16 protein-coding genes are annotated in these 21,692 nt (G+C 68.1%); 11 read left to right on the top strand and 5 right to left on the bottom strand.

What is annotated here, in order from left to right:
* Window positions 1-290 precede the first annotated feature (290 nt).
* Window positions 291-1,946: a bifunctional metallophosphatase/5'-nucleotidase gene (locus GX414_07325; GenBank protein NLI46901.1), complete on the bottom strand. Its 1,656-nt coding sequence runs from the start codon at window positions 1,944-1,946 to the stop codon at window positions 291-293.
* Between the two features lie 267 nt (window positions 1,947-2,213).
* Complete coding sequence (locus GX414_07320) at window positions 2,214-2,567, bottom strand: hypothetical protein (protein NLI46900.1); 354 nt, start codon at window positions 2,565-2,567, stop codon at window positions 2,214-2,216.
* A 148-nt stretch (window positions 2,568-2,715) separates the two neighbouring features.
* Here GX414_07320 and GX414_07315 point away from each other — a divergent pair, with 148 nt between their 5' ends.
* Complete coding sequence (locus tag GX414_07315) at window positions 2,716-3,639, top strand: 3-phosphoglycerate dehydrogenase (protein NLI46899.1); 924 nt, start codon at window positions 2,716-2,718, stop codon at window positions 3,637-3,639.
* Between the two features lie 175 nt (window positions 3,640-3,814).
* On the opposite strand, the gene GX414_07310 is transcribed toward GX414_07315, so the two are convergent.
* Window positions 3,815-5,269: a sigma-54-dependent Fis family transcriptional regulator gene (locus tag GX414_07310; protein NLI46898.1), complete on the bottom strand. Its 1,455-nt coding sequence runs from the start codon at window positions 5,267-5,269 to the stop codon at window positions 3,815-3,817.
* A complete protein-coding gene (locus GX414_07305) occupies window positions 5,266-7,401 on the bottom strand; it encodes a HAMP domain-containing protein (protein ID NLI46897.1) in 2,136 nt (711 codons plus the stop codon). The genes GX414_07310 and GX414_07305 overlap by 4 nt, the downstream gene beginning before the upstream one ends.
* 21 nt (window positions 7,402-7,422) lie before the next feature.
* Here GX414_07305 and GX414_07300 point away from each other — a divergent pair, with 21 nt between their 5' ends.
* Genes GX414_07300 through GX414_07290 form a run of 3 tightly spaced genes read left to right on the top strand, consistent with a single transcriptional unit; the run spans window position 7,423 to window position 9,649 of the window.
* Window positions 7,423-9,018, top strand: coding sequence for a sodium:alanine symporter family protein (locus GX414_07300; protein ID NLI46896.1), 1,596 nt, complete (start codon window positions 7,423-7,425; stop codon window positions 9,016-9,018).
* A complete protein-coding gene (locus tag GX414_07295; GenBank protein ID NLI46895.1) occupies window positions 9,018-9,218 on the top strand; it encodes a hypothetical protein in 201 nt (66 codons plus the stop codon). Before GX414_07300 ends, GX414_07295 begins: the two co-directional genes overlap by 1 nt.
* Complete coding sequence (locus GX414_07290; GenBank protein NLI46894.1) at window positions 9,215-9,649, top strand: YjbQ family protein; 435 nt, start codon at window positions 9,215-9,217, stop codon at window positions 9,647-9,649. The genes GX414_07295 and GX414_07290 overlap by 4 nt, the downstream gene beginning before the upstream one ends.
* 113 nt (window positions 9,650-9,762) lie before the next feature.
* Here the strand turns inward: GX414_07290 and GX414_07285 are convergent, their stop codons facing one another.
* A complete protein-coding gene (locus GX414_07285; GenBank protein NLI46893.1) occupies window positions 9,763-13,083 on the bottom strand; it encodes a transporter substrate-binding domain-containing protein in 3,321 nt (1,106 codons plus the stop codon).
* A gap of 185 nt (window positions 13,084-13,268) precedes the next feature.
* Here GX414_07285 and GX414_07280 point away from each other — a divergent pair, with 185 nt between their 5' ends.
* From GX414_07280 to GX414_07250, 7 genes are all read left to right on the top strand, one after another.
* Window positions 13,269-14,492: an aminotransferase class V-fold PLP-dependent enzyme gene (locus GX414_07280; protein ID NLI46892.1), complete on the top strand. Its 1,224-nt coding sequence runs from the start codon at window positions 13,269-13,271 to the stop codon at window positions 14,490-14,492.
* Window positions 14,493-14,823: 331 nt separating this feature from the next.
* Complete coding sequence (locus GX414_07275; protein NLI46891.1) at window positions 14,824-16,284, top strand: hypothetical protein; 1,461 nt, start codon at window positions 14,824-14,826, stop codon at window positions 16,282-16,284.
* 70 nt (window positions 16,285-16,354) lie between these two features.
* Window positions 16,355-17,029, top strand: a complete 675-nt coding sequence (locus GX414_07270) for a hypothetical protein (GenBank protein ID NLI46890.1) — start codon at window positions 16,355-16,357, stop codon at window positions 17,027-17,029.
* Window positions 17,030-17,031: 2 nt separating this feature from the next.
* The gene (locus GX414_07265; GenBank protein NLI46889.1) at window positions 17,032-17,670 is read left to right on the top strand and encodes a cobalamin-binding protein; all 639 of its coding nucleotides are present in this window, start codon (window positions 17,032-17,034) and stop codon (window positions 17,668-17,670) included.
* A 1-nt stretch (window position 17,671) separates the two neighbouring features.
* A complete protein-coding gene (locus GX414_07260; protein ID NLI46888.1) occupies window positions 17,672-18,559 on the top strand; it encodes a methionine synthase I, cobalamin-binding domain-containing protein in 888 nt (295 codons plus the stop codon).
* Between the two features lie 132 nt (window positions 18,560-18,691).
* Complete coding sequence (locus GX414_07255) at window positions 18,692-19,579, top strand: glycine--tRNA ligase subunit alpha (protein ID NLI46887.1); 888 nt, start codon at window positions 18,692-18,694, stop codon at window positions 19,577-19,579.
* 1 nt (window position 19,580) lies between these two features.
* Window positions 19,581-21,686 carry a glycine--tRNA ligase subunit beta gene (locus GX414_07250; protein ID NLI46886.1) on the top strand — a complete coding sequence of 702 codons (2,106 nt, stop codon included), beginning with the start codon at window positions 19,581-19,583 and terminating at the stop codon, window positions 21,684-21,686.
* Window positions 21,687-21,692 lie beyond the last annotated feature (6 nt).

Genomic DNA, 21,692 nt, shown 5'->3' with positions numbered 1-21,692 from the left:
TACTTCCCCGGATTGACCGATCCCGCCGGGAGGAACAATCTTTGTGTAGAGGTCACGCCTCATGGCACACACCGTTCTCTTCCGCGGCGCGATCAGTGTATACTCGTTTCGACACTTTCAACATACCAGACATGGAGGACGCGAAGGCAATCTGATTTCGTCAGCTGGTCGATTGCCTCGGGTCGATATCCTCTGCTTGCGCGACTGCGTTACGGCGTACGCCATCGAAAAAGTGTCTGGCGGATTGGCGCCTTGGTGAAGTGAATCGGTGTGCCCAGGCGTGCCGGCGATCAGGCCGCCGGCTTTTGCGCGGCAGGCGGTGGGGCGCCCTCCCAGATGATCCGCGGACGGTTGTCCGGCACGAGCGTGGCGCCCGATTCCTGGATGTAGGCGGCGAAGATCTCCCGCATGTAGACGGTGGTGTCGTACAGCTGGCCCCGCTTGAACACCTCGTATCCGTCGCCGCCGGCGGCCACGAACGAGTTGGTCACCACGCGGTAGGTGGCCGCCGGGTCCAGGGGCTGCCCGTTGATCCGGATGTCCCGCGCCCGGCGCGCCGCATGGTCGAGGACGGCTGAGACGCCGGCCGAGACGATGGGGGAAGCGCCCTGGAAGCTGTCGATGGTGGCCGTGTAGTCGAAGAGCGCCTGGACGTCGGCGCCCGACAGGGTGACGATCACGGCGGTGTTGTCGAACGGGAGCGCCGCGTACACCGCTTTAAGCAGGATGGGGCCTTCGGGCAGATCGGCCCGGATGGAGCCGCGGTTCATCAGGGCGAAGTCGACGCCCTTCCCCTGCGTGTACCAGACCAGGGCATCGCAGACCAGGCCGCCGAGGCTGGGACCGCCGGCTCGGCCTGGGTTGTTCCGATAAGTGGCCGGCGACTGGCCGATTACCGTGGACAGCATCGCGTCGACTTTGGTGCTGTACTCGGCCATCTGCTTCAGCAGCGCAGCGTCCTCAGTGAGACGTTCCGCCGGCGGCGCCACTTTCGGATCGTGGAACAGGGCGCCGGGAGTGAGTGCCACGTTCACCGGCAACGGCTGCCACTCGAAGCCGGTCACCCGGCGATTGCGCAGGCGCAGCGTCGCCTGGCCCATCACGATCCCGCGGGCCCAGGCCTGGACGATGGGCACGCGGCCCTCGTAAAACGGCCGGTCCATAAATGTGTGCGTGTGTCCGTCCACGATGAGGTCGAACTCGGGGCACGCGCGGGCCAGGCGGCGGGAGCCGAAGCCGGGGTCCTCGGAGATGCCCAGGTGCACCAGGGCGATGACCACGTCCGCCTTTCGCCGCAGCTCGGGCAGGTAGCGCCGGGCGGTGGCCACCTCGTCGGCGATGGTGAGATCGCGGATGTTGCGCGGCAGTGCCAGAGTGCGGGTCTCGGCGGTGGTGAGGCCAAGGACGGCCACAGTGAAGCCGGGGAAACGGCGGATGAGATACGGTTCCACCAGCGGTTTGCCGTCGGCGGTGAGGATGTTGGCGGATAGGAACGGGAAGCGTGCTGCCGCCTTCTGCTCCATGAGCACCGTGCGGGCGGCGTCGAACTCGTGGTTGCCCAGCGCCATGGCGTCGTAGCCGATGGCGTTGTAGCCGATGAAATCCGGTTCACCCAGAAACAGGTTCGATTCGGGACGGCCTTGGTTCACGTCGCCGGCATCCAGGACCAGCACGTTGGCGTGACGGCTCCGGATCCCGTTGATCAGCGTCAGCCGGGCGGCGAGTCCGCCGACGCCGGGGCAGCCGGGAAGGTCGTACTTGAGGGGATGCCCATGGTGGTCGTTGGTGTGCAATATGACCAGTTCGGTCTCGACCGGCGCGGCGGCCGGCGGCGGCGCCGACGCCTGACGGGCGCCGCACGCGGCGAATGCGATGATCGCCGCCATCAAGAGCGTCAGAGCAGGTGACAGAGAGAGAGAAAAAAAGGCCACGCGACTACGTTTCATGGTGCACCTCAACGAAAAACACCATATTAACGGGAATCGGGTTGGATTTCAATCATTCGGCGAATCGGTGAGTCGATCAAATGGTGAATCGGTGCATCAAAAGATGGAAGACGGGAAACGAAAGACGGGAGACGCAAGACGGAATCAGGCAAACGGAATGATCCGAACTGCGAACCCTGAACCGCGAGCCCCGAATTCCGAAGTCCGATGTCCGTTGATCGGGAACGAGCCGTGAGCTTCGATTTCGATGACGATTACGATGACGAACTAAGGTGCGGGAGACTCTCGGGTGTACTCGATGTTATCCAAGACGAGAATCCAGCGGCCCTCGATCTCGGTGGGCGGCTGCGTGATGGTGAATTTTTTCTCGATCCCGAACAGGCCGATGGTCAGGGTGGCGCCTTCGATGGTGGCTTGGCCGCCGTTGACCTCGGTGTTGGCGGTCTTGACGCTGCCGCTGCCATCCAGGAAGATGTGAACCCAGGTGCCGTCGGCGGCGACCCAGCGGCCGGCGAACGCCTTGTGCGTGTCGGGCAGCGGCGTCTTCGGGCCGCAGGCGGCCAGCAGCCCCACGACGACTGCCAGAAACCCGACGGCGCTTGCGATACGCAGTGTGCTCATGATCCCCTCCGATTCAGGTGTTGCATGCGATTGCCGATATTATCGGCCATTTTTCGGCTTTCCTCAAGAGGGCGCCGTCGCCGTTTGACTCCGCCCTCGATCGGAATTACAATGAGCATAACGTATTTCACCATGATTGGAGGATGCCATGTCGAGAAAGGTGCTGGTGGCCACGGAAAAGCCGTTCGCCAAAGTGGCGGTCACGGGAATCGCCGACATCCTGAAAGGGGCCGGCTACGAGATGGTCCTGCTGGAGAACTACAAGGACGTCGCCGACTTCCACAAGGCAGTGGCGGACGTCGACGCCCTCATCATCCGCAGCGACCTGGTGACGCCCGAGGTGCTGGAGGCTGGAAAGAAACTCAAGCTCGTGGTCCGCGCCGGCGCGGGGTATGACAACGTCGACCTGAAGGCGGCGACGGCAAAGGGCGTGGTGGTCATGAACACGCCGGGCCAGAACTCCAACGCGGTGGGTGAACTGGTGTTCGGCCTGATGCTGCAGCTGGCCCGCCGCGGCTACACCGGCAAGTCCGGCACGGAGCTGCGGGGCAAGAAGATCGGGCTGCACGCTTACGGCAACGTGGGCCGAGCTGTGGCCGCGATCGCCAAGGGGTTCGGGATGACGATTCACGCCGTCGACCCGTACGTGGACAAGGCCGTGATCGAGGCTGAGGGAATCCACGCCTGCGCCAGCGTGAAGGACATGTACAAAGCGTGCGACTACGTGTCGCTCCACCTGCCCAAGACGAAGGAGACCATTGGCTCCATCAACTTCGAGCTGATGTCGCTCCTGCCCAAGGGCGCCGCCGTCATCAACACGGCGCGGGCCGAGGTGGTGGACGAGCCGTCGCTCCTCAAGATGTTCGCCGAGCGGCCCGACTTCATGTACGCGGCCGACGTCGAGCCGGCGTGCAAGGCCGAGATCGAGGCCAAGTACGCGGGCCGCTACTTCTTCACCGCCAAGAAAATGGGCGCCCAGACCGAGGAGGCCAACATCAACGCCGGCCTGGCGGCCGCCCGCCAGATCGTCGGGTTCTTCGAGAAGGGCGACGCGAAGTTCAAGGTCAACTGAACGCGCGTTCCGATTTGACCGATTATCGCCGGTCGTCTGCATCGCAGGCGACCGGTGGTGTATTGTTATCGGCGATCACCACATGCGGGAGCCGGCTGCGCCGGCTCGGATGAATGCAGTGGACCGGCGCTGCTCACTCCTGTCTCCCCACGACGAACCATTTACTATTCACCGTTCACCGGACCCCGAACCGCTTCATTTTCTCCAGCAGCGACTGGCGGGTGATATGCAACCGCGCGGCGGCATGGGTGCGGTTGCCGCCGCAGGCGTCCAGCGCGGCGATGATGAGGCCGCGCTCGAAGGCGTCCGTCTGCCGGCGCAGGTCCATGGCCGGATCGGCGGCGTCGCCGCCGCCGGCGCCAGGGGCGCCGGCGGGCGGGTGCCCCACCTCGTCGCGGATGTAGGCGGCCACCGCGTCGGGTTCGATGGTGCCGCCTTCGGTCGAGAGCAGAACCAGCCGCTCCACCTCGTTTTCCAGCTGGCGGACGTTGCCCGGCCAGCGGTAAGCCTCCAGCAGGCGCAACGCCTCCTCGGACAGGTCAACCGGGCGGCGGTTCATCTTGGCCTGGGCGCGCTCCAGGAAGAACGCCACCAGGGGACGGATATCGTCGCGGCGCTCGGCCAGCGGCGGGATCCGGACGGTGAACACGTTGAGCCGGAAGAACAGATCCTCGCGGAAGGCGCCGGCCCGCACTTCGGCCTGCAGGTCGCGGTTGGTGGAGGCGACCACGCGCACGTCCACCCGCGCGGGCTTCTCCGCCCCCACGGGCCAGATCTCGCCCTGCTGCAGCGCCCGCAGCAGCTTCACCTGCAGCTCCGCCGGCGCCTCGCCCACCTCGTCCAGGAAGAGCGTGCCGCCGTCGGCCACCTGGAAATAGCCCTTCTTGTGGCCCACCGCGCCGGAAAAGGCGCCTTTGCGGTAGCCGAAGAACTCGCTCTCGGCCAGTTCCCGGGGGATCGCGCCGCAGTTCACCGCCACGAACACCTCGCCGGCGCGGCGGCTGTGGCGGTGGATGAATCGGGCCACGAGTTCCTTGCCGGTGCCGGTCTCGCCGGTGAGCAGAACGGTGGTGTCGACGCCGGCCACCCGGCGGGCGGAATCCAGGATCTCGGCCATGGCCCGGGAGCGGAAGACGATGTTCTCGGCATCGAGGAAGCGGCGGACGTCGCCCTGGAGTGCCTGGTTCTCGCGGCTGAGCCGCTCATTGGCCTGACGCAGCGCCTCGGTGAGGCGGCGGTTCTCCCGTTCCAGCGCCTGCTTTTCCAGCGCCTGCCGAACGACGATGCGCAGCTCCACCGGATCCCACGGCTTGGTGATGTAGCGGTAAACGTGGCCGTCGTTGATGGCGTGAATGAGGTCCTCCACCTCGGTGTAGCCGGTGAGTACGATCCGCATGACATCCGGCTTGATCCTGAGGATCCGCTTCAGCAGCTCGATCCCGGACATCCGCGGCATTTTCTGGTCGGTGATGACCAGGTCCACGTCCTCGCGCTCGGCGATGGCGAACGCTTCCTCGCCGGAGGCGGCTTCCAGTACGCGGTACTCGGCGACGAAGGTCCGCTTCAGCTTCTGCAGGTTGGCCGGCTCGTCGTCCACGACGAGGAGGACCGGCTGCCGCGGGTCGCTCATGGCGCCTCCTCCGCGGCCGCCGCCGGCGGCCCGTCGGGCGGCAGCTCCACCCGGAACACGGCCCCGCCGTCGGCGCCGTTGCGGGCCCGCAGGGCGCCGCCGTGCTGTTGCACGATGCTGTAGCTGAGGCTCAGGCCCAGGCCGGTGCCTTGGCCCACGTCCTTGGTGGTGAAGAACGGGTCGAAGATCCGGTTCAGGTGCTCCGGCGGGATGCCGGGTCCGGAGTCGGCCACCTCGATCACCACCCGGCCGTTCTCGGTGAAGGTGCGGACCCGGATGACCCCCTCGCCCTCGATGGCGTCGATGGCGTTGCTGAGCAGGTTCAGGAACACCTGTTCCATCTTGCCCACCAGCACCCGCGCCGGGGGGATGGCGCCGTATTCGCGGACGATCCGGATCCGGTTCTTGTACTGGTTGCGCAGGAGGTTGAGGCACATGTCGAGGACCTTGCAGAGGTCCACCTCCTCCGGTTCGCCGGAGGGGGCGCGCGAAAACACCCTCAGGTCGTCCACGATGGTCTTGATCCGCTCGGCGCCCTCGTGGATGTTGGCGGCCAGGCCGCCGATGTCGCCGAGGATGAAATCAATGCGGAGCTCCTCGCGCAGCCGCACCAGCTCAGCCGGTGCGGCGCCGGCGTTCACCCGGGCCAGGTACCGGCCGAGCTTGTCGGCGTACTCGTCGAGGAAACGGGTGTTGCCGTAGATGAAGTTGAGCGGATTTTTGATCTCGTGGGCGATTCCGGCGACCAGCCGGCCCAGCGAGGCCATCTTCTCCGACTGGACGAGTTGATCCTGAGCGTCGTGGAGGTCCTGGAGCGCCTGCCGCAGCTCGCGGTTGCTTGCCTCCAGCTCCTCGGTGCGATGGCGGACCTTGACCTCAAGGTCGCGGTTGATGGCCTCGAGTTCCTGCTGGCGCTCCTCCACCGTCCGGGCCATCTGGTTGAACGCGTCGCCCAGCGAGCCGATCTCGTCGTCGGCCGTGGGCTGCACCCGGCGGTGGTACTGCCCGCGGGCGATCTCCCGGGCCGATTCGGTGAGGGACAGCAGCGGCCGGCTGATCTGGCGGCTCAGCAGCCACGCGCCGGCCACGACGAGCACCACGGCGACGCTGACGATGCCGGTAAACGCCAGCGCCAGCTGGTAGACCGGCTTGAAGATGTCCTCTTCGCTGAGCGTGACCACGATGCGCCAGCCGAAGTCCCGGCTGCCGACGCGGGCCAGCCCGCCGTACCGCGCAACGGGCGCGGGCAGGTGCACAGTGGCGCCGCCGGCGCGGATGGCCGCCGGCAGCGCGGTCAGGCCGGACTGCGCGTCCAGCTCGGCGCCCAGCCGGTTGGCGGTGTCGCCGGGCCGGCGGTTGCGCCGCTGCGGCGCGGCCAGGATGCGTCGGTCGTCCCGCGACAGAAGGAGCGCGTAGCCCGAGGGGAGCCCGTACCGGCGGAAATCCGATTCCACCAGATCCAGCTGGGCCTGGATGTATTCCCAGTTCATAATGTTGAGCCAGACTCCCAGCACGCGGCCGGTGGCGTGATCCCGGACCGGCTGCGCGAACAGCAGGTGATAGGAGCGGCTGGCGTCGTCGTCCTCGAAGAAGTAGAGCCGGTGCGCCAGCGGCGAGGCGTACCAGTCGTGGACGGCGGCACGTCCCTGCATGGCCTGCCGCCAGGCGGCCGCCTCCACGGGGTAGGTGTCGACGGCTTGGCCCACCAGTTCGTTGAGCAGCCGCGGGTCGAACCAGTCGCCGAACCGGTTGATGCTGTTGCAGGCGCGGATGGTTCCCGCGGAGTCCACCAGCACCATCAGGTCGTACACTTCGTGAATCTGGACGTACTCGTTGAGGGTGGCCAGGGTGGGTGAGGCGACTGGCGCCGGCGCCGGGACGCCGCGCAGGAAGGCTTCGACACCCTCGTTTGAGGCCATGGCGGCACCCTCCTCGCGGCGCTCGGTGAGAAACAGGTCCAGCTTGTCGGCCGTCTGCTGGGAGAGGTGGTGCAGGTAGATTTCGACGCGGTCATCGACGATGATGCGGCGGGCGAACTGATAGAACAGCAGCAGCGCCGCGGCCAGCGGCAGGAGGCCCGCCAGCACCAGCCATAGGAGGATTCTGCCCCGCATGCCCCGCAACAGTTTCACCCGCGGCGCCTCATCCGAAAGATGCCCGTCCAGGCGGGATTCCGTGCAGCTAAAGATAAAGGAAAGGCGGTGAAAGTTCAACAAAGAGAATTGGCAGAGGTTGACTTCGGTGATAGAATCCGCCGTCTGACGATGCTCCGGCGGAGGGTCGCCCCGACCGCTCCAACCGGGCGCCCAGGCGGCCGGGAGGGCCTGATGGACCAATACTTGCAAGGCGTGCTCGATTTCGTCTCCGTGGCCCGGGACTGGATCTGGGGCAACTGGATGATCGCCCTGCTGGTGGGCACGGGCGTGATCCTGACCCTCCGCACCGGCGGCGTCCAGTTCCGCCTGTTCGGGCAGTCCATGAAACTGCTCCTGCACGGCGCCTTCGGCAAAGAACCGGCGAAGGACGAGAAGGGCGACATCTCCCCCTATGCCGCGCTGATGACGGCGCTGGCGGCCACGGTGGGTAACGGCAACATCGCCGGCGTGGCCGCGGCCATCGCCACCGGCGGCCCCGGCGCGCCGTTCTGGATGTGGGTCAGCGCCGTCTTCGGCATGGCCACCAAGTACGCCGAGGGGTTCCTGGGCGTCTACTTCCGTCGCGAGGCGGAGGACGGCTCCATGGCCGGCGGTCCCATGTACTACTGCCGCTACGGCCTCAAGGACACCCGCTTCGCCCGGGGGCTCGGCTGGGCATTCGCCCTGTTCGGCGGCTTCGCCTGCCTGCTGGGCACCGGCAACATGGCCCAGTCCAACTCGATGGCCCTGGCTGTCGACGCGGCGTTCAAAGAGCACGGCGTGGTCGGTGGGTGTCCCTTTTGGATCTCCGGCCTGGTCATCACGCTGCTCGTCGGCCTCGTGGTCATCGGCGGCATCAAGCGCATCGGCGCCGTGGCCGAAAAGCTCGTGCCCACCATGATCGCCGTTTATTTCATCGGCGTCATCATCGTGCTCGGCGCCCACTGGCGGGAGATCCCCGCTGCCTTCGCGACAATATTCGGCTTCGCCTTTTCGCTTAAAGCGGCGGTGGGCGGAGTGATCGGGATTTCGGTCCAGCGAGCCATCAGCCTGGGCGTGAGCCGGGGCGTGCTGAGCAACGAAGCGGGGCTGGGCTCGGCGGGCATCGCCCAGAGCGCCTCGCGATCGTCGGACCCCACCGACAACGGTCTGCTGGCAATGACCGGTGTCTTCATCGACACTCTGGTGGTCAACACCTTGACCACCCTGCTCATCGTGGTCACCGGCGTCTGGAAGCTCACGCCGGTGATGGGCGGCGAGCTCACCAGCACCGCCCTGACCGCATCGGCCATGTCCACGGTGATCCCCAGCGGCAGCCTGATCATCGCCGTCTGCTCGTTCCTGTTCGGCTACACCACCCTCATCGGCTGGTGCTACTACGGGGAGATCTGCTGGGAGTACATCTTCGGCATCCGCATCGTGCTGCCGTACCGGTTCATCTATATCACCCTGTTGTTTGTCGGCGCGGTGGTGCAGGGGCCGTTCATCAACATCGTCTGGTTCGTCGGCGAGGCGGCCAACGCGTTCATGGCCTTTCCCAACCTGATCGGCCTGCTGATGCTCAGCGGGCTTGTGGCGCGCATCACCCGCCAGCGCTATTGCGGAGAAAGCTGATGGATATCGTGTTGGAATGGATCGGACTCGCGGCGCTGCTGGTCGGCGCCCTGATCTGGTATGTGCGGTCGCAACGCCAACCGGCCTGCCCACAACACGCCGGGCGCAACGGCTGCAGCCACTGCCCGCTCCGGAACGACTGCGCCGGGCTCATCATGGTCGAAGCCGATGAGGAGCCGGCTCCGCGGAGGCCGGCATGATGCCGTTCACCGTGCGGACCACCCGCCGGACGGAATGTGTCGACATCACCGCGCGCATCGGTGAGTGCGCCGCTGCCGCCGGCTGGCGGGACGGGGTGCTTCACGTCTTTTGTCCCCACACCACCGCCGGCGTGACCATCAATGAAGGCGCCGATCCCGATGTACGGCGGGATCTGCTGGCGACCTTCGACCGCCTGGTCCCGCGCAGCGGCGACTACCGCCACGCCGAGGGCAACGCCGACGCCCACGTCAAGGCGTCGCTCGTGGGCGCCGGCGCCTGGGTGCCGCTGGCCGACGGGGTGCCCCGCCTGGGCACCTGGCAGGCCGTTTATTTGTGCGAATTCGATGGTCCCCGCACCCGCGAGATCTGGCTCCAGTTCGTTCGAGCCGGCGGCGAGGCTACGAGTGCAAGGCTGGAAACCCAATGCTAGAGGCTCGTTCCCAACCGACGTACATCGGACTTCGGATCTCGGGTTTCGTGGTTTGCGGCTCGGGTCTTCCCCTTTGCCAGATGCTTTCCTCCCCCGTCTCCCGATTCACCCATTCACCCACCCCATTTCCTGTCTCCTGATCTCCTGTCGCCTGTCTCTTTGTTCTTCTCCGCCGCCCCGATGACTCGTCCCAACACCTTGGCCAGATCCTCGAGCCGATAGGGCTTCATGATCACGTCAGCAAATCCGAACTTGCGGTAGTCGCTCATGATGGGATCGTTGGAGTAGCCGCTCGAGACGATCACCCGGGACTTGGGATCCATGGCGGCCAGGGATCGCACCGCCTCCCGGCCGCCCATCCCGCCGGGGACGGTCAGGTCCATGATCACGGCGTCGAACGCGCGTCCGGCCTTCACGGATTGGCGGTACATCTCCAACGCCTCGGCGCCGTCGCGGGCGCAGGCGACGTCGTATCCCAGCCGCAACAGCATCTTCTGCGCCGTGTTTCGGACGACGTCCTCGTCGTCCATGACCAGGATCCGGCCCGTGGACGGTTTGACCGGCTGGGCCGCGGGGCGCGCCGACACCGGCGGCTGGCTGCCGGCGGGGAGATACACATGGAAAACCGTGCCCTGGCCGACGGTGGAGGCCACCGCGATGTGCCCCTCGTGCCGCTTGATGATGGAGTAGGTCGTGGGCAGGCCCAGGCCGCGGCCGGTCGACTTGGTGCTGAAGTAGGGGTCGAAGATCCGGGACAGGTGGGATTCCGGGATGCCGAGGCCGCTGTCCTCGATGGTGATCTTGACGTAGCGGCCGGGCCGCAGCGGCAGGCCGTCGGTGTCGGTGAGCTCCACGTTCTCGCCGGCGATGGCGATCCAGCCGCCGTTCGGCATCGCCTGGATGGCATTGAGGACCAGGTTGTGAATCACCTGATTCATCTGACTGATGTCCACCTCGACCGGCCAGAGCTCCGGCGGAAGGCGAAATTCGCAGCGGACCGCCGAACCCCGCAGGGCGAACCCCGCCGAGTCCCGGAGCAACTCGCCCAGCGCGGCGGTCTCCTTCACCGGCAAGCCGCCGCGGGCGAAGGTGAGGAGCTGGCTGGTCAACTCGCGCGCCCGCAGCGAGGCCTTCTCCGCCTCCAGCAGGAGCTGGTGCGCCTCGGATTGCGGCGGCACAGCCATCTTGGTGAGCGAGATGTGGCCGATGACGCCTGTCAGGATGTTGTTGAAGTCGTGCGCAATGCCTCCGGCCATCAGGCCGAGGGATTCCAGGCGGAGGGCGTTGGCCAGGTTGTCCTCGGCGCGGCGCTTCTCGGTCACATCGCGGAACACCAGCAGGAATCCCATCACGCGGTTGGCGGGATCGCGCATCGGGGCACCGCTGACCGAAACGATGCGTTCGCCGCCGTTCCGGTCCAGAAGCAGGAGCTGGTCCGTCGCGTCGGGCCGCCGGCCGGAGGCGAGGATTCGGGCCGGCCAGTCGGCGACAGGTGCGCGATCGCGCTCGCGCCGGGTGACCACCACCTCGCCCAGCGGCCGGCCCGCAGCCTCGGCCGACGTCCAGCCGGTGAACCGTTCGGCGGCCAGGTTCATGAGCGTCACGTGCCCGTCCGGATCGGCGGCGACGACACCTTCGCCGACGGAGCGCAGAATGACGCTGAGGAACTCCCGCTCGTCGGCCAGGGTTTGCTCCACCCGCTTCCGCTGGATGGCCATGGCGACCTGGCCCGACATGAACGTCAGCATCTCCAGGTCGTCACCGTCGTACTGCACCCCCGGGGTGTAGCTTTGGATCACCAGGGCGCCGACGACCTGCTGTGCGATCCGCAGGGGCGTGCCCATCCAGCAGCAGGCGGGGGAACCGAGCTTCTCCGCCTCGCCGCTGCCGAACAGGCTGTTCAGGGTTTGTTCGTCAGCCAGCAGCGGCGTGCCGGTGCGGATGACGTAGCTGGTCAGCCCCTTGCCCAGGGGCTCAGGATCGGGCACGGGGTCGTTCGCGTCGATCCAGTAGGGGTAAGAGACTGTCTGCCGGCGGGCGTCGTAGAGGGCGATGAAGATGTTGTCCGCCGGCATCAGCTCGGACACCACGGCATGGATTGCCGCATACAGCGCATCCAGCGACTGGGCGGAATTGGCCGCTTCCGAGATGGCGTACGTGGCCTGCTGCACACGCTCCCGGCGGCGCTTATCGGTGATGTCCCGGGCGTTGATCACGATTCCGGAAACCAGCGGATCCTCCGTGAGATCGCGGGCGATGGCGTCCAGCGTCCGCCAGCCGCTGCGGCTCTGGAACCGGGCTTCGATGGCGGCCATGCCGATCCGCCGGAGATCGGCCATGGCCTCCTCGTAGCGGTGGTTGTCATCCGGATGGATGAACTCGTGGCTGGAGCGCCCCAGCAGTTCATCCGTTTCGAAACCGAGGATCCGCTTCACCGACGGGCTGACGTGCCGGATCAGGCGGTCGGGGCCCACCACCAGGATCATGTCGGTGCTGCCGGCGATCAGCGTTTGGAAGTACTGATCGGCGCTCTCCGCGCGCCGGCGGGCCCGCGCCATGCGGTGCCGCAGGAACACGATGACCAGTACCGCCAATACGGCGACGCCGAGAAATCCCAGCAACAGGGTGTGCAGAAGCCGGAACGAAGAGCTGCGCTCGAACTCGAAATCGAGGAAGTAATCGCGCCCGAACCACTCGTCCCGCAACGCCTTGAGCCGGCCCTCGGCCTCCAAGTCATGGAGCGCCGCGTTGATCGGCTGCAGCAGGGCGGTGTCGCCCTTGCGGACCGCCAGGCAATAGGGCGCCTCGAGCAGCGGCGTACCGACCACTTTGAACACGTCCCGCCAGTTGCGCTTGTCCAGGACGAAGTCACCGGTGATCCGGTGGCAGACGACCGCGTCGAGTTCGCCCCGCCGAAGGGCCTCCAGCGCCGCCTCGGCGGTTTCGAATTCCCGCAGCAGCACCTCCGGGTGCTGCTTGCGGATGTGGGCGACGACGGCCGCGTCCCGCTGCGCGCCCACGCGCCGCGAGCGCAGGTCATCGGCGGAGCGGATCACGAACGACTGATAAGGCACGAAGATGACGGCCTGGTTCTCGAGCACCGGCAGGGAGAAATCGAACTCCTGCTCCCGCTCCGGCGTTCGGTTGATGCCCATCAGTGCGTCGGCTTGCCCGCTGCGCAGCCGGGTCATCGCCTGCGTCCACGGCATAAGCTGAATAGCGATGGATCGGCCGGTCCGCTGCTCCAGCAGCCGCAGCACCTCGACATCGAAGCCGGCGGGTCGGCCCTCACTGTTGAGGTAGAGATTCGGCGGGTAGGCGGCGTCGCCCACCACCCGGATGGACGGGCGCGCCGGTGCTCCAACCTGAGTGGCGGCGGCCAGGACCAGCCCCGCCAGTTCCAGCAGCAGACAAACCCGCAAGGTGTGTGCCATGACCGATCCTCGCGTGTGACGGTGCACCAGTGACGCATGGAATCGAATGCCCAGCTTACCACAAAACCCACGAGGCGGGTGGCGCTTTTCCCGTTGCAAAGCCGGTTCCGGGTCGCTAAACTGAGCGGCTGGCCGGCGCACGGCCCGAACCGCCGGCCCTCCCGAAACCGGCAAGGAGGGTATCCATGAACCGACACAATCCCGAGCAGGCGTTGACCCTGACCCGGCGCGAATTTGGCGAGCACGGGGGCGTCTGCCCGTCCATCGAGCGGTCATCCACGTTCACCGTCCTCGATTCCCGGACCATGCCCGAGATCTTCGGCGGCGTGCGCGGGCCGGAGACGGGCGGCTGCTACCTCTACAGCCGGCACTTCAATCCCACCGTCGACGTGCTGGCCCGCTACCTGGCGGCGCTGGAGGGCACCGAGGCGGCCATCTGCACCGCCAGCGGCATGGCCGCGATCTCCTGCACACTGCTCCAGCTCTGTCGGGCGGGCGATCACATCGTGGCCAGCAACACGGTGTACGGCGGCACCTTTGCCCTGCTGGGCGAGCTGCTCCCCCAAATGGGCATCACCACCACGTTTGCGGATCCCACCGACACCGCGGCGTTCGCCCGCGCCGTCACGCCGCGAACCAAGGTGTTCTACACCGAGGTGCTGGGCAATCCCACCCTCAAGGTGGCCGACATCCCGGCTCTGGGCCGGCTGGCCCGCGAGCGAGGCGCCACCCTGGTGGTGGACAACACGTTCACGCCCATGATCATGTCGCCGGCCCAGCTTGGCGCCCATGTGGTGGTGCACTCCCTGACCAAATTCGTCAACGGCGCCAGCGATGTGATCGGCGGCGTGGTCTGCGCCTCGCGCGACTTCGTCTTCCAGCTCATGGACCTGCACACCGGCCGGATCATGCTGCTTGGGCCGGTCATGGACGCGCGGGTGGCGTTCGACGTGGCGCAGCGCCTGCCGCACCTGGCCATCCGGATGCGCGAGCACAGCCGGCGCGCCCAGGCGGCCGCCGACCGGCTGCAGGCGATCGGCGCCCCGGTCAGCTACCCGGGGCTGCCGCAGCATGGCCAGCACGGCCTCTTCGCCCGGATGATGAACGAGGGCTACGGTTTCGGCGGCATGCTCACCGTGGACTGCGGCACCCGCGAGCGGGCCGACGACCTGCTGAACGTGCTGCAGAACGACGAGCGGTTCGGGCTGATCGCCGTGTCGCTGGGCTACTTCGACACCCTGATGTCGTGCTCCGGCTCGTCGACGTCATCCGAGATCTCGCCGGAGGACCAGGCACGCATGGGCCTTTCGCCCGGGCTGCTGCGGATCGCCGTCGGCATCACCGGGACGCTGGAGGAGCGCGTGGCGCAGCTCGAGCGGGGCGTCCGCAAGGTGGGCCTGGTGTCCTGAAGGCGGCCCCGCCGGAGCGCCGGCGGGGACGCTGGGACGAACGGGTCCGTTTGCAGGACAAACCGGTTGTAATTCACGGGCGGGAGACAAACTTCCGCCCGTTCGTTTGCGTATTATTAGACGCAACGCATGTCGTTCCACATACACGGTCCGGCGGTGCCCCAAAACATCGCCGGGTTTTTTTTGTCAGGGCGACCCGCCACCCGAACGCCGGCCGATAAAAAGCGCTCGCCCCGCCGGGATGCCTGGTGTACACTAGCGCTGCGTTTCAATCCCGCGCATGCCCCCGCGCGACGCCGTCTCCCGCGCGGTCCGGGCCGGAAGGAGGACCATGCGCCCGCACGTCCGATTCCTGTCCGATGAGCTGCTGCAACGAATCCTCGACGAGGCGCGCGACCTCCTGGCCGCCGTCGGCGTCGAGATCCACAACCCGGCGGTCGTGGACTTGCTCCACGCCGGCGGCGCCCGCGTCGAGGCCGCGACCGGTCGGGTACATATACCGGGCAACCTCGTGGACCGGGCTCTGGCGACGGCGCCGGCGGCCTTCCGGTTGTACGACGCGACGGGTGAAGCGACGCACGCGTTCGGTTCCGGCGAAGTGACCTTCACGCCCGGCTCGTCCGCCATCTACATTCTGGATGAGGCGACGCGCGCTGTGCGCCATCCCGTCACCGCCGATTATGTCCGCTACGCCAAGCTGGTGAGCCGGCTGCCCCACATCGCCAGCCAGAGCACCGCCATGATCGCCGCCGACGTGCATGCGCAGATCGGCGACAGCTACCGTCTCTACCTGAGCCTGCTGTACTGCGAGAAGCCTGTGATCACCGGCGCCTTCAGCGCGGAAGGCTTTCCGGTGATGCGCGACCTGCTCGTCGCGGCGCGCGGCTCGGCCGAATCCCTGCGCGAACGGCCGCTGGCCGTGTTCTCCTGCTGTCCCACCGCGCCGCTCAAATGGAGCGGCGCCACTTCGCAAAATGTGGTGGATTGCGCCCGGGCCGGCATCCCGGTGGAATACGTCTCCATGCCGCTGGCCGGCTTCATGGCGCCGGTGACCCTGACGGGCTCGCTGGTGCAGCATACCGCCGAGACCCTGAGCGGGATCGTGATCTCACAGCTGGCCGCTCCGGGGGCGCCGGCGCTCTACGGCGGTTCGCCGGCGATCTTCGACGTCCGCTACGAGACCACGCCCATGGGTGCCATCGAGACCATGATGATGGACTGCGCTTACAGCGAGATCGGCCACCGCCTTGGCCTGCCGACGCAGGGCTACATCGGGCTCAGCGACGCCAAGCTCCTCGACGCGCAGGCCGGCTGGGAGACCGGCATCGGCGCCACGCTGGCGGCGCTGGCGGGGATCGACAGCGTGTCCGGTCCCGGCATGCTGGACTTCGAGAGCTGCCAGAGCCTGGAGAAGCTGGTGGTCGATAACGAGATCTGCGCCATGGTCCGGCGCCTGCGCGCCGGCATCGAGCCGCGTGAGGATTTCCCCGCCGCGCCGTTGTTCCAGGAGCTGTTCCGCGAGGGACACCTGCTCATCGCCGCCCACACCCGCCGCCACCTGCGCCACGAACACCTCTTCCCGGGGCCGGTGGTGGACCGCGCGCAGCGCTCGCGCTGGCTGGAGGAGGGGAGCCTGCCCCTGGGCGAGCGGGCGCGGGCCGAAGTGGCCCGCCACCTGGCCGCCTGGGAGCCGGTGCGGCTGCCGGCGGAGGCGCAGGCGGCGCTCACGGAACGGATGAGCGCCGAAGCCCGGCGCTTCGGCATGGACCGGCTGCCCGCCCACACCGGCTGAGGCGGGGAGACCGGTGATGCGACGGCGACTGGAATTCCCGGTACAGGCGGTGGTGCCCGAGCCCGCCGGCGTGTATCGGTTGCTGGGCCTGGACAGCCGGGACCCCGGCGCCCGGACAGTGGCGCTGCACGAGGCCGCCCGGGCCGAGTTCCTCCGACTGGCCGAACCGCGCGGACTCTGGCAGGACGCGGCGGAACCCGAGCTGGCCGATCTCATTGCCGGCGAGGGGCTCAACGAGCCGGACGCGCCGCTGGCGCGGATCCAGCCGCGGGCGCGGCGCCGCGCGCTCTTTGCCGCCACGGTCGGGCCCGCGCCGGGCCGGCGCGTCGCCGAGCTGTTCGCGGCGGGGGATTTCGCCACAGGCGCAGTGCTCGACGCCGTGGCCTCCGCCGCAGCCGAGCAGGCGGCCGACGAGGTGGAGCGCGACTGGGCGGCGACGCTGGACGCCGCCGACCCGGCGGCGACCGCCTGGCGGTTGCGGCGCTACAGCCCGGGCTACTGCGGCTGGCACATCACCGCGCAGCGGAAGTTGTTCGCGGCGTTGCGGCCGGAGGCAATCGGCGTGAGCCTGAACGCGAGCTGTCTCATGGAACCGCTCAAGTCGGTGACCGGCGTGGTCCTGGCCGGACCGCCCGCGATCCACGCGTTCGAGGCCGGTTTCCCGTTCTGCCGGCACTGCCGGGACCGGAGCTGCGCCGCGCGGCTCGCGGATACCGATTCCACCGATATTCACCACGGAGGTTGACGATGGATACGCTGGCCCAGTTGGCCGAGATGCTGCAGCGCGGCGAGGACCAGGAGGTGCTCCGGCTCACCCGCGCGGCGGTGGCGCAGGGGCTTCCTGCCGGCCGGATCCTCAACGACGGGCTCATCGCCGGCATGCACGTGGTCGGTGAGCGCTTTAAGCGCCACGACATCTTTCTGCCCGATGTGCTGCTGGCGGCCCGGGCCATGTACGCCGGCATGGAGCAACTCAAGCCGCTCCTGATCCGGGACGGGGTGCCCGCGCGGGGGCGGGTGGTGCTGGGTACGGTGCAGGGCGACCTCCACGACATCGGCAAAAACCTCGTGGCCATCATGCTGCGGGGCGCCGGTTACGAAGTGGTGGACCTGGGACACAACGTCGCCCCGGCGGCCTTCGTCGACGCGGCCGAGCGGGAGGGCGCCCGGGTGATCGGCCTGTCGGCGCTCCTGACCACCACCATGCCGGTGATGCGGCAGGTGGTGGACCTCCTCCGCGAGCGAGGCCTGGCGGGCCGCGTGCGCGTCATCGTCGGCGGCGCGCCTGTGTCGGCCGATTTCGCCCGCGAGATCGGCGCCGATGATTACGGCTACGACGGCGCCAGCGCCGTGGACAAGGTGGCCGCCCTGATGGAGGCGCGCTGAAATGCGGCCGATCCTCGAGCGCGTGGGCTGCGGCGAGGTACTGCTGGCCGACGGTGCCATGGGCACCCAGCTCATGGCCCGGGGCCTCAAGACCGGCGAGTGTCCCGAGGCGCTCAACCTTGACCGCCCCGACGTCGTGGCGTCCGTCTCCGCCGACTACGCCGCTGCGGGCGCCGACATCGTTCAGACCAACACCTTCGGCGGCTCCCCCCTGAAGCTCGCCCTCTACGGCCTGGAGGGACAGACCGAGGCCATCAACGCCGCGGCGGTGGCCGCCGCGCGGCGGGGCGCCGGCGGCGGCGTCTACGTGGCCGCCTCCTGCGGGCCCACCGGTCGGATGCTCCAGCCGTACGGCGACACGCCCCCCGCGGTGGTGGCCGACGCGTTTGCCCGGCAACTCGCCGCGCTGGCTGCGGCCGGCGTGGACCTGATCGTCGTGGAGACCATGACCGACCTGGCCGAGGCGGTCCTGGCGGTGACGGCCGCCCGGACGACGGCGCCCGGGGTGCCCGTGGCCGCCACCATGACCTTCGACGTCACGCCGAACGGTTTTTTCACCATCATGGGCGTGGACATCCCCCGCGCGGTTCGGGAGCTGGCTGCGGCCGGCGCCCACATCCTCGGCTCCAACTGCGGCGTGGGCATCGAGCCCATGGTCGCCGTGGCCGCCGAGTTGCGCCGCGCCACCGACCGGCCGCTGCTGGTGCAGGCCAACGCCGGGCTGCCCCGGATGCGCGACGGCGCGCCGGTGTGGCCCGAGACGCCCGACGTCTACGCCGGGCGGGCGGCGGCGTTCCCGACGCTTGGCGTGGGAATCATCGGCGGCTGCTGCGGCACGACACCCGCTCACATCGCGGCACTGCGCCGGATGCTGGACGCCCGGCACTGACCGCCGGCGGGCGGGCGGCCGGTCCATGGCGCCACCCGAAAAATCCGGCGCCGGACCGTTGATTTCTGTTCCTTAAACCTCCGGATTTTGATATAAATAATGCTTTTGATATGCCCCGGTAGGGAGTCGCGCTTGACGCTGCAAGACATCATCCTCCGCCTGCAGGATTTTTGGAACCGGCAGGGCTGCATCATCCAGCAACCGTACGACGTGGAAGTGGGCGCTGGAACCATGCATCCCGAGACGTTCCTGCGGGTGCTGGGGCCCGAGCCGTACCGGGTGGCGTACGTCATGCCCTCGCGCCGCCCCACCGACGGCCGCTACGGCGAGAACCCCAACCGCGTCCAGAAGCACCTCCAGTTCCAGGTGATCCTCAAGCCCGCCCCCGCCGACATGCAGGCCGTCTACATCCGCAGCCTCGAGGCCCTGGGCATCGACCTGCGCCTGCACGACTTTCGCTTCGAGGAGGACAACTGGGAATCGCCCACCCTCGGCGCCTGGGGCGTGGGGTGGCAAGTCCTGCTCGACGGACTGGAGATCACCCAGTTCACCTACTTCCAGCAGGCCGGCGGCCTGGAGCTCAACCCTGTCTCGGGCGAGATCACCTACGGCCTGGAGCGGATCGGCACATTCATCGCCGGCGTGGACAACATCTTCCATCTGGCGTGGCAGCAGGACTATTCCTACGGCGACGTCCGGCACTGGGAGGAAGTGGAGTTCTCCCGCTACAACTTCGAGGAAGCCGACGTGGCCATGCAGTGGAAGCTGTTCGAGCTGTACGAGGCCGAGTGCCAGCGCCTCATCGGGTGCGACCTGATCCTGCCTGCCTACGACTGCTGCCTGAAATGCTCCCACACCTTCAACCTGCTCGACGCCCGCGGCGCCATCTCCGTCACCCAGCGGGTGGGGCTCATCGGGCGCGTCCGGAAACTCGCCTGCGCCATCGCGCGGGCCTACGTGCGCAAGCGCGAGGAGATGGGCTTCCCGTTTCTGCGCGCCGCCGCCGGCGGGGAGGCGTGAGATGGGCGCGGAGTTTCTCCTCGAGATCGGCACCGAGGAAATCCCGGCCGGCATGATCCGGGACGCCCTGGACCATCTGGCCGACGCAGTGACGCAGACGCTGGCTCGCCACGGCCTGGCCGGCGGCGAGGCGTGGCGCTCGGCCACGCCGCGGCGCCTCGTCGTGCGCATCGCCAACGTGCCTGAGCGGCAGGCCGACCGCGACGAGGAGGTGGTGGGCCCGCCCGCCTCGGCCGGCGTGGATGCCGCCGGCGCCTGGACCCGCGCCGCGCTGGGTTTTGCCGCCAAGCAGGGCGTCGCCGCCGCCGCGCTGGCCGTGACGGAAACCCCCAAGGGGCGCTACGTCGCCATTCGGAAACGCATCGCCGGCCGCGCCGCCACCGACGTGCTGGCCGATGCACTCCCTGGCATCATCCGCGGCATCCCCTTCCCGAAAACCATGTACTGGCGCGAGGACAAGTTCCGGTTCGTGCGGCCCATCCGCTCCCTGCTGGCCCTGCTGGGCGGGGTGGTGGTCCCCTTCGAGGTGGCCGGCGTGGCCGCCGGCGACCATTCCTTCGGCCACCGCTTTCTCGGGGCCGCCGCCTTCCCCGTGAAGGACTTTGCCGACTACGAGCGCCGGCTGACTGAAAACGGCGTGATCCTGGACGCCGGCCGGCGCCGCGAGAAGATCCAGACCGAGATCGCCCGGATCGAGGCCGAGACGGGCCTCCGGGCGGCGCGCGATCCGGAGCTCCTGGAGCAGGTGGTGTTCCTCAACGAGTCGCCCACTGTCATCCTGGGCGCCTTCGAGGAACGGTTTCTGGCCATCCCGGCCGAGGTGCTGGTCACCGTAATGCGGCACCATCAGAAGTATTTCTCGCTCAACCGGCCCAACGGGAGCCTGGCCCCCCGCTTTCTCGCCGTGATCAACATGGATGCCGACCGCGAGGGCCTGATCCGGACCGGTCACGAGCGGGTTCTCAAGGCCCGGCTGGTGGATGCCGAGTTCTTCTGGAATAACGACCGCAAACTGAAGCTGGCCGAGCGGGCGCCGTCGCTGGAGGGCATCCTTTTCCAGGAGGCGCTGGGAAGCTACGGCGCGAAGACGCACCGCGTCGAGGCCCTGGCTGTCTGGCTGGCGGAGCACCTGGGCGAATCGGCCGCCACGCGAGACGCCGTGGCCGAGGCGGCGGCGCTTTGCAAGGTGGACCTGGCCACCGAGATGGTTAAGGAGCTCACCGAGCTGCAGGGCGTCATGGGCGGCCTGTACGCCCGCGCGGAGGGCTGCCCCCCGGAAGTGTGGCAGGCGATCTACGAGCACTACCGGCCGGAGGGCATGGACGATCCCATCCCCGCCTCCCTCACCGGCGCGATCCTGTCCGTCGCGGACAAGGCCGACACGGTGGCCGGCATGCTGGGCCTGGGATTCGTGCCCACCGGCTCGAAGGATCCGTTCGGGCTGCGCCGCATGGCCACCGGCATCTACCGCATCCTGCTGGAGAAGGATTTGGACGTGGACCTGGCCGAGGTGTTCCTCCGGGCGACCGCCGGCCTCGGCGAGCTGGCCACGGCGCCGGCGGACGAGTCGGCCGCCGTGCTGCAGGAGCTGCTGGAGGGGCGCTTGCGCTTCCTTTACGGGCAGGCTGGCTTCCGTTACGACGAGATCAACGCCGTGATCGCCGCGGCTGTGCGGCGGCCGGCCGACGGGCGGCGCCGTCTCGAGGCGCTCAAGGCGATCCGCACGGTGACCGCCTTTGCGTCCATCTTCACAGCCGGCAAGCGGATCCGCAACATCCTGGACAAACAGGCCGCGCCGCCCGAGGGCGAGCCGGACGCGACGCTGTACGCCGAGGCGGCGGAGCGGCGGCTCGGCGCGACGCTGGGCGACCTGGGCCCCCGCGTCCGCGCCGCCATCACCGACCGCCGGTACGCCGACGCACTGGCGCTCATCGAGCAGTTCGCCCAGCCCGTGGACGCGTTCTTCGACGGCGTGCTGGTCATGCACGGAGACGCCGCGATCCGGGCCAACCGGCTCCGGCTGCTGCGGTCCATCGGCGAGCTGTTCGATTCGTTCTGCGATTTTTCCCGGTTCGTGCTCGAAGAAACCAAATCCGTTAACCCATAACAGTGT

The sequence above is a fragment of the Acidobacteriota bacterium genome (assembly GCA_012517875.1).
Classification (GTDB): domain Bacteria; phylum Acidobacteriota; class JAAYUB01; order JAAYUB01; family JAAYUB01; genus JAAYUB01.
The sequence above is the reverse complement of the archived record's forward strand: the minus strand, read 5'-3'. Positions and strand labels throughout refer to the sequence as shown.

What these genes read in the sequence shown, in the direction of transcription:
- GX414_07325 (NLI46901.1), bottom strand. Translation starts at nt 1,946, where the DNA reads ATGAAACGTAGTCGCGTGGCCTTTTTTTCTCTCTCTCTGTCACCTGCT.
- GX414_07320 (NLI46900.1), bottom strand. Translation starts at nt 2,567, where the DNA reads ATGAGCACACTGCGTATCGCAAGCGCCGTCGGGTTTCTGGCAGTCGTC.
- GX414_07315 (NLI46899.1), top strand. Translation starts at nt 2,716, where the DNA reads ATGTCGAGAAAGGTGCTGGTGGCCACGGAAAAGCCGTTCGCCAAAGTG.
- GX414_07310 (NLI46898.1), bottom strand. Translation starts at nt 5,269, where the DNA reads ATGAGCGACCCGCGGCAGCCGGTCCTCCTCGTCGTGGACGACGAGCCG.
- GX414_07300 (NLI46896.1), top strand. Translation starts at nt 7,423, where the DNA reads ATGCCCGTCCAGGCGGGATTCCGTGCAGCTAAAGATAAAGGAAAGGCG.
- GX414_07295 (NLI46895.1), top strand. Translation starts at nt 9,018, where the DNA reads ATGGATATCGTGTTGGAATGGATCGGACTCGCGGCGCTGCTGGTCGGC.
- GX414_07290 (NLI46894.1), top strand. Translation starts at nt 9,215, where the DNA reads ATGATGCCGTTCACCGTGCGGACCACCCGCCGGACGGAATGTGTCGAC.
- GX414_07285 (NLI46893.1), bottom strand. Translation starts at nt 13,083, where the DNA reads ATGGCACACACCTTGCGGGTTTGTCTGCTGCTGGAACTGGCGGGGCTG.
- GX414_07280 (NLI46892.1), top strand. Translation starts at nt 13,269, where the DNA reads ATGAACCGACACAATCCCGAGCAGGCGTTGACCCTGACCCGGCGCGAA.
- GX414_07275 (NLI46891.1), top strand. Translation starts at nt 14,824, where the DNA reads ATGCGCCCGCACGTCCGATTCCTGTCCGATGAGCTGCTGCAACGAATC.
- GX414_07265 (NLI46889.1), top strand. Translation starts at nt 17,032, where the DNA reads ATGGATACGCTGGCCCAGTTGGCCGAGATGCTGCAGCGCGGCGAGGAC.
- GX414_07260 (NLI46888.1), top strand. Translation starts at nt 17,672, where the DNA reads ATGCGGCCGATCCTCGAGCGCGTGGGCTGCGGCGAGGTACTGCTGGCC.
- GX414_07250 (NLI46886.1), top strand. Translation starts at nt 19,581, where the DNA reads ATGGGCGCGGAGTTTCTCCTCGAGATCGGCACCGAGGAAATCCCGGCC.